This is a genomic window from Corallococcus terminator (assembly GCF_049194865.1).
Lineage (GTDB): Bacteria > Myxococcota > Myxococcia > Myxococcales > Myxococcaceae > Myxococcus > Myxococcus terminator_A.
Genome location: NZ_JBLZWL010000077.1, coordinates 73,912 through 80,093, shown reverse-complemented (window position 1 = coordinate 80,093; position 6,182 = coordinate 73,912). Strand labels below are relative to the sequence as shown.

5 protein-coding genes are annotated in these 6,182 nt (G+C 70.7%); 4 read left to right on the top strand and 1 reads right to left on the bottom strand.

The window, feature by feature from the left end:
• From ACN469_RS25110 to ACN469_RS25095, 4 genes are all read left to right on the top strand, one after another.
• Nucleotides 1-2,904 (top strand): serine/threonine-protein kinase (locus tag ACN469_RS25110; RefSeq protein ID WP_498771519.1); only part of this gene is annotated, 2,904 nt, incomplete at its 5' end.
• The gene (locus ACN469_RS25105; protein WP_498771517.1) at nucleotides 2,901-3,515 is read left to right on the top strand and encodes a hypothetical protein; all 615 of its coding nucleotides are present in this window, start codon (nucleotides 2,901-2,903) and stop codon (nucleotides 3,513-3,515) included. The genes ACN469_RS25110 and ACN469_RS25105, both read left to right, overlap by 4 nt.
• Complete coding sequence (locus ACN469_RS25100) at nucleotides 3,512-4,534, top strand: DUF2071 domain-containing protein (RefSeq protein WP_498771515.1); 1,023 nt, start codon at nucleotides 3,512-3,514, stop codon at nucleotides 4,532-4,534. The genes ACN469_RS25105 and ACN469_RS25100 overlap by 4 nt, the downstream gene beginning before the upstream one ends.
• Before the next feature lie 25 nt (nucleotides 4,535-4,559).
• On the top strand, nucleotides 4,560-5,321 hold the full coding sequence (locus ACN469_RS25095) for a L,D-transpeptidase family protein (RefSeq protein WP_498771513.1): 762 nt from the start codon (nucleotides 4,560-4,562) through the stop codon (nucleotides 5,319-5,321).
• Between the two features lie 21 nt (nucleotides 5,322-5,342).
• Here ACN469_RS25095 and ACN469_RS25090 read toward each other — a convergent pair whose 3' ends face one another.
• Nucleotides 5,343-6,134 carry a matrixin family metalloprotease gene (locus ACN469_RS25090; protein ID WP_498771511.1) on the bottom strand — a complete coding sequence of 264 codons (792 nt, stop codon included), beginning with the start codon at nucleotides 6,132-6,134 and terminating at the stop codon, nucleotides 5,343-5,345.
• Nucleotides 6,135-6,182 lie beyond the last annotated feature (48 nt).

Here is a 6,182-nt window from a genome sequence, read left to right as displayed (position 1 = left end):
CCTCCCCTGGCCGCGCTGGAGCGAGGCACGCTCCTGGGACGCTACGTGGTGCTGGAGCGAATCGGGGCCGGTGGCATGGGCGTGGTGTATGCGGCCTATGACCCCAGCATCGACCGGCGCATCGGGCTCAAGCTGGTGCACGCGGCACCAGGCGCGGTCGACGCGACCGACCGCATCTTGAGCGAGGCCCGCGCCGCCGCGCGCACCCAGCACCCGGCCGTCGTCGCCGTGCATGACGTGGGCAGGGTCGACGACCGGGTGTTCATCGCCATGGAGCTGGTGGAAGGCGGCACGCTGCGCCAGCACCTCGCCACCACGCGGCCCGACTGGCGGGGCGTGTTGCGCCTGTATCTCCATGCGGGCCGAGGCCTCGCCGCCGCGCACGCCGCGGGCGTCATCCATCGCGACTTCAAGCCGGACAACGTCCTGGTGGACCGCGCGGGCCGCGTGAAGGTGACCGACTTCGGACTGGCCCGCCTCGCCGCCCGCTCGGAGTCCGCCGCGTCGTCTCCTGGTGCCTCCGTCGCGTCCGCCGTCGGACCGGGTTCGCCCGGCATCGTGAGCACGGCCGCCGCGGGCACTCCGGGCTACATCTCTCCCGAGGGGCTGGCTGGAGGCCGCGTGGATGCGCGCTCGGACCAGTTCAGCTTCTGCGTCGCGCTCTTCGAGGGGATGCACGGCGTGAAGCCCGGCGGGCGGGAAGCCCTCACGCGTACCTCGGTCCCCCGCGCGGTGCTCACCGCCGTGCAGCGAGGCCTCGCGCCGTCGCCGGAGGACCGCTTTCCCTCCATGGACGCGCTGCTCACCGCGCTGGAGCGCGCCGCGTTTCCCAGGACGTCGCGCTGGCTCGGAGCGCTGGGCGTGGGACTGGGCGTGGCCGCGGCCCTCACCCTCCTCTTCGTGGCGCGAGGTCCCCAGCCTTGCTCGGACACCCCCTCGCGACTCGTGGGGGTCTGGGACTCGACTCGCAAACAGGCGCTCCGCGACGCCTTCCTCGCCACGAGCGCGCCCGGCGCGGAGGGCCTGCACACGACGCTGGTCCGCTCCCTGGATGGCTACGCGAGCCAGTGGATGGAGGCCCACCGCGAGGCCTGCGAGGCGACCCAGGTCCGCCATGAGCAATCCGAGGCGGCGATGGACCTGCGCATGCACTGCCTGGAGCGCCGCAAGCGCGAGCTGCACGCGATGGTGGACGTGCTGAACACCGCCAACGCCAGCGAGGTGTCGAACGCACTCCAGATGGTGCGTGGACTGGTGCCCACTTCCCGCTGTGCCGACGCGGAGGCGCTCGCCCGGCCCGTGCCACCGCCCACGCGAGGCAAGGAGCGAGACCAGGTGCGCGCCGCCCAGGCGCTGCTCGCCGATGTGAAGGCCAGGGACCACGCCGGGCGCTGGAAGGAGGCCCTGGAGCTGGCGACCACCGTGGAGCACCAGGCCCTGGCGACGAACTACAAACCACTGCTCGGGGAGGCGCTCCTCGCCCAGGGCCGCATCCGGCTCCACGAGCGGGACGAGAAGGAGGCCGGGAAGCTGCTGCGGCGCGCCGCGCTGGCCTCCCTGGCGGGGCGGGATGACATGCACGCCATCGAGGCGATGGTGAACCTGGTCTACGTCGAGGGCGAGCTGGCGGAGCGTCCGGAGCAGGCCGAGCTGTGGCGGGAGCTGGCGCAATCGCTCCTGGAGCGCATCGGTGGCGACGCCCAGCTCGAGTCCAACCTCGCCTTCACGCAAGGCATGGTGCTCACCCGCCAGGGACGCCACACGGAGGCCATCCCCCTGCTCGAGAAGAGCATCGCCATGCGGGAGCGCGTCCATGGCAAGGACGCCTATCTGCTGCTCGATGCGCTCCTCGCGCTCGGGACCGCGCAGCGCGGCGTGGGCCGCCTCGAGGAAGCCCTGGCCACCCAGCGGCGCACCCGGGATTTGCTGGTGACGCATGTGGGACGCGAGCACCCCTTCGTGGCCATGACGCTGAACAACATCGCCGCCACGCTCGTCAAGATGCGCCGCTTCGACGAGGCGCTCGCGACCTTCGAGGAGAGCATCCAGCTCTTCGAGCGCATCCACGGCGCGGGCCAGCCCGCCAGCTACCTCATGAACCTGCACGCGAACATCGGCGCGGTGCATGTCACGCGGGGCCACTTCGAGCAGGCCCACACGGCCCTGGAGCGCGCGTGGGCCCTGGCCCAGGCCAGCCGCCCTCCTGGACACCCGGACCGGGCCTTCATCGCGGGACACCTCGCCCTGGCGCTCGCGGGCCGGGGCCGGGTGGACGAGGCGCTCTCGCGCGTGGAGGCCGCGCGCGTGGAGCTGGATGCCGCGCTGTCCGATGGACGTCGCAGCGTCCGCCACGCCGAGCTGTCCACGCGCGTCGCGGAGGTCCTCCTGCGGGTGAGTCGCTTCGAGCCCGCCGCCCACGAGGCCCGCAAGGCGGTGACCTTGCTGCGCGAGCTGGGCGCCACCGACAAGCTGTCCACCCCCCTGTGCAGGTGGGCGGAAGCCCTGCTCGGCGCGGCCCGACTTCCGGAGGCCGAGCGCGCGGCCCGCGAGGGGCTGAAGCTGCGCGAACAAGTGACGCCACCGGACGCGGAAGAAGTCGCGGAGGCTCGCTCGGTGCTAGGACAGGTGCTGCTGGCGCGCGGAGACATCTCGGGCGCCCGTCCGCTGCTGGAGCAGGCCCTGGAGGGCTGGGAGAAGGAAGGCGCCACTGCTTTCGTGCTCGCGCCGACCCGCTTCGCGCTCGCCCGCTCGCTCAGGCTTTCGAGCGTCGAGCCCGAGCGGGCGCGGGCCCTGGCGCTCTCCGCGAGAGACGCCGTGGCCCAGAGTCCGCCGCCCAGGAGCCTCCCGCTGGAGGAACTGGACGCCTTCCTCGCCGGCGGTCGCGTAGACTCGGCGGCACGATGAACCGCGAAGAAGCGAACCAGGCCCTCGAGCTCATCCGCCGCGTCGTGACCCAGGCGAGGGACGACTCGGTGCTCCAGAACTGGGGCGTCATCTGGATGCTCCACGCCTTCACCAACGCCGCGGGGTTCGCCGCCACGCAGTGGCTCTGGAATCGAGGGGACCGGACGCCCGGCGCCTACGTCGTCCTCTGGAGCATCGTGCTGGCCTTCAACATCTCCACCATCTTCCTGCTCAAGCGCGGCCAGACGGCGGGAGCGCGCTCCTTCGTCGAGCGGCAGATCTGGGCCATCTGGACCACGTTCATGGGCGGCATGGGACTGGTGGCCCTCATCAACTGGCTGCTGGGGCTGGACCGGCTGTTCATGCCGGCGGTGGCCTGTGTGTTGTTCGCCACGGCGTTCTCGATGATGGGCGCGCTGATGGGCCGCGTGTGGTTCACGGTGGCCGCCTTCTTCGCGGTCGTCTCGCTGGTGATGACCCGCCTGCCGGAGCACGGCTTCAGCCTGCTGGCGGCGCTCTGGTTCGCGGTGCAGTTCGGCGGCGGGCTCGCGCTCCACCGCGCGCGCCTGCGGAGGCTCGCGACCCGGACGCCCGAGGCTCGGCTGGTATGAAGCCGGAGTCGCTCGCCGCGCTGGTGGCCCTCGCGACCGAGCCCTGGGGGCTGGACGCATCGGAGCTTCACGCGCGCCTCGCGGTGGCCGGTGTGACGGACCCTGCTTCGGCGCTGCGTGCGATTGCCTTGGCGGGCCTTGCTCGTGAAGAGCGCCGTCGCTGGGTTCCCACACCGCTGGGGCACGAGGCCCTGCGCGAGGCCCACCTGCTGCTCGAGAGCAGCCAGGACCCGAGCCCCAGCCCCCCTGGCATGGAGGAGTGCCCGTCCGTGCCGTGGCTCACCCAGGTGCAGACGCACTGGGTGGAGGCCGTGTCGCTCAACTACTCGGTGGACGCGGAGCGCCTGGCGCGCCTGCTGCCCGCGCCGCTGGTTCCGGAGCTTCATCGAGGCACCGCGTGGGTGCAGGTGTTGATGTCGTCCCTGCGAGACATGCGGCCCCAGGGCGTGTCTTCGCTGCTGGGCGTGTGCTTCTACCAGGTGAGCTATCGGGCGGCGGTGCGCTATCGCAACGCGCGCGGCGAGTGGCGGCGCGGCGGCTACTTCGTGCGCAGCGAGACGAACGACCCGGTGATGCGCCGCGTGGGCAATGCGCTGGATGAGTTCCGCTTCCATGAGTTCGGCGAGGCGCACATGGTGATGGCTCGCGAGGGTGAGCTGCTCACCGTCGCGGCGGACCCTGAAGCGACGTTTCCCGGAGGACGGCTCGTCGGCGTGTTCGACACCCGGCCCCAGACGCGCCCTCCCCCGGGCAGCGTGTGGACGGGGCTGGAGGACCTGCATGAGCCGCTGGTGGAGTGCTACGACGCGCTCGGCGTCTCGGGCGACTTCGTCTACGTGCTCACCATCGACCGCGAGCCGTGGAACGCCCGTTTCTGCACCCCGGTGGAGCTGTACTGCGAATACTTCGAGGAGGGCCCCCTCGCCCTGGGAGCCCGGCTGGACTCGGTCCTGCACCTCACGGAGTGCGCCTACCGCTGGCGGCCCCTTCGCAGGGAACGACATACCGTGGAACCGTGAGCGCCCCAGCGGAGTCCAACGCGCGATGAAGACCTCCCTCGCACTCATCTCCGGCCTCATTGGCGCCCTTCTCTCCCTGAGCGCCCACGCCGGGGACCGCGTCGCCACCGCCCGCGCCTCGCGGATGAAGGACGTCACGGCCCTCTTCGCCGCCGCTGGGACACCCTGGCCCACGGACCAGCTCTATGTGCGGGCCTTCAAGCACGAGAAGGAGCTGGAGGTCTGGGCGGGCCCCAAGGACGGCCCGCTGGTGAAGGTCCAGACGTATCCCTTCTGCGCCGCCTCGGGAGAGCTGGGGCCCAAGCGTCAAGAGGGCGACCTCCAGGTCCCCGAGGGGTTCTACACGCTCGACCTCTTCAACCCGGTGAGCAACTTCCACCTCTCCGTGCGCGTCAGCTATCCCAACGCTGCGGACAAGCACCACCAGAAGCCCGGCGTCCGGCTGGGCGGCAACATCTTCGTCCACGGCAACTGCGTGAGCATCGGGTGCATCGCCATCGAGGACAGCCCCATCGAGGAGCTGTACCTGATGGCGCTGGACACGCGCGCCCGGACGAAGCGGGACGCGCCCATCCACATCTTCCCGCGCAGGCTCGACGCGGCGGGCATGGCGGCGCTGGAGAAGCAGGCCGGCGCGGACCCTGTGCTGGTGTCGTTCTGGAAGAGCCTCCAGCCCGCGTACACCCTCTTCGAGGAGAGCCGACAGGTGCCTCGCACCTCGGTCGTCGCGAAGACGGGCGCCTATGTCGTGACACCAGCGGCGAAGGCCCCTCGCGCGGGACGATGACGGCGCGAAGGGCACCGCACGTCACAGCGGATACAGGAACCCCGCCGCCGTCTGGTCCTGGGCGCTCAACACCAGATCTCCCGCCCGCCGACTGCACGAGTAATTGACCATCACCGAGCTGGCGTCTGGAGCGTCCGTCAGCAGGCACGCGCCCGTGGTCTTCGGGCAGAGCGCGCTGAAGTTTCCCGGCTCATGCACGAAGCCCAGGACATGCCCCAACTCGTGCCTCAGGACACCCGCCAGCGTGAGCGGGGCGAGGGTCCCGAACGCGGTGCTGTCGATGAGCAGGTTCCGCCCGGAGCGAGCCACGTTCGGGAAGAACGCTCGGGCCAGATAGGCACCGGAGTTGACCGGACGAATGTCGAAGACGACGCCTGCCTGCGAGGCATTGCAGGCTCCGTCATACGCACTCTGGTGGATGAAGTTGACCCCCGCCACGGCCTCCCAGGCAGCCGCCGCGTTGTTCATCGCGGTGACGACCTGCGCATGTCTCGAACCAAAGCTGGTGCTGATGCAGTACCGCAAGTCGCGCACCTCAGTCGAGTTCCACATGACGAGGACGCCATTGGGGCACCCCACGGCCAGCGCATCCTCGCGAGTCCCCAGCCCGTCCCGACGCACGTAACGCTCATGGTACGCGCGCAGCGCCGTGTCGCCATCGAACGCCAGGTCCGGCGGCACGACATAGACATTCGAGTCGGGCTCCTTGTACGCCCGCGCCTTGAACTCCTCGAAGGCCTCATCGGAGGTGCTGACCGGAGCACCTCCCGGCTCCAGCTCAGCGCGCCCACACGCTGAGCTCAGGACTGACACTCCGAAACACAACCCCACGAAACAGACCCTGCGCATGACTCCCCCTCT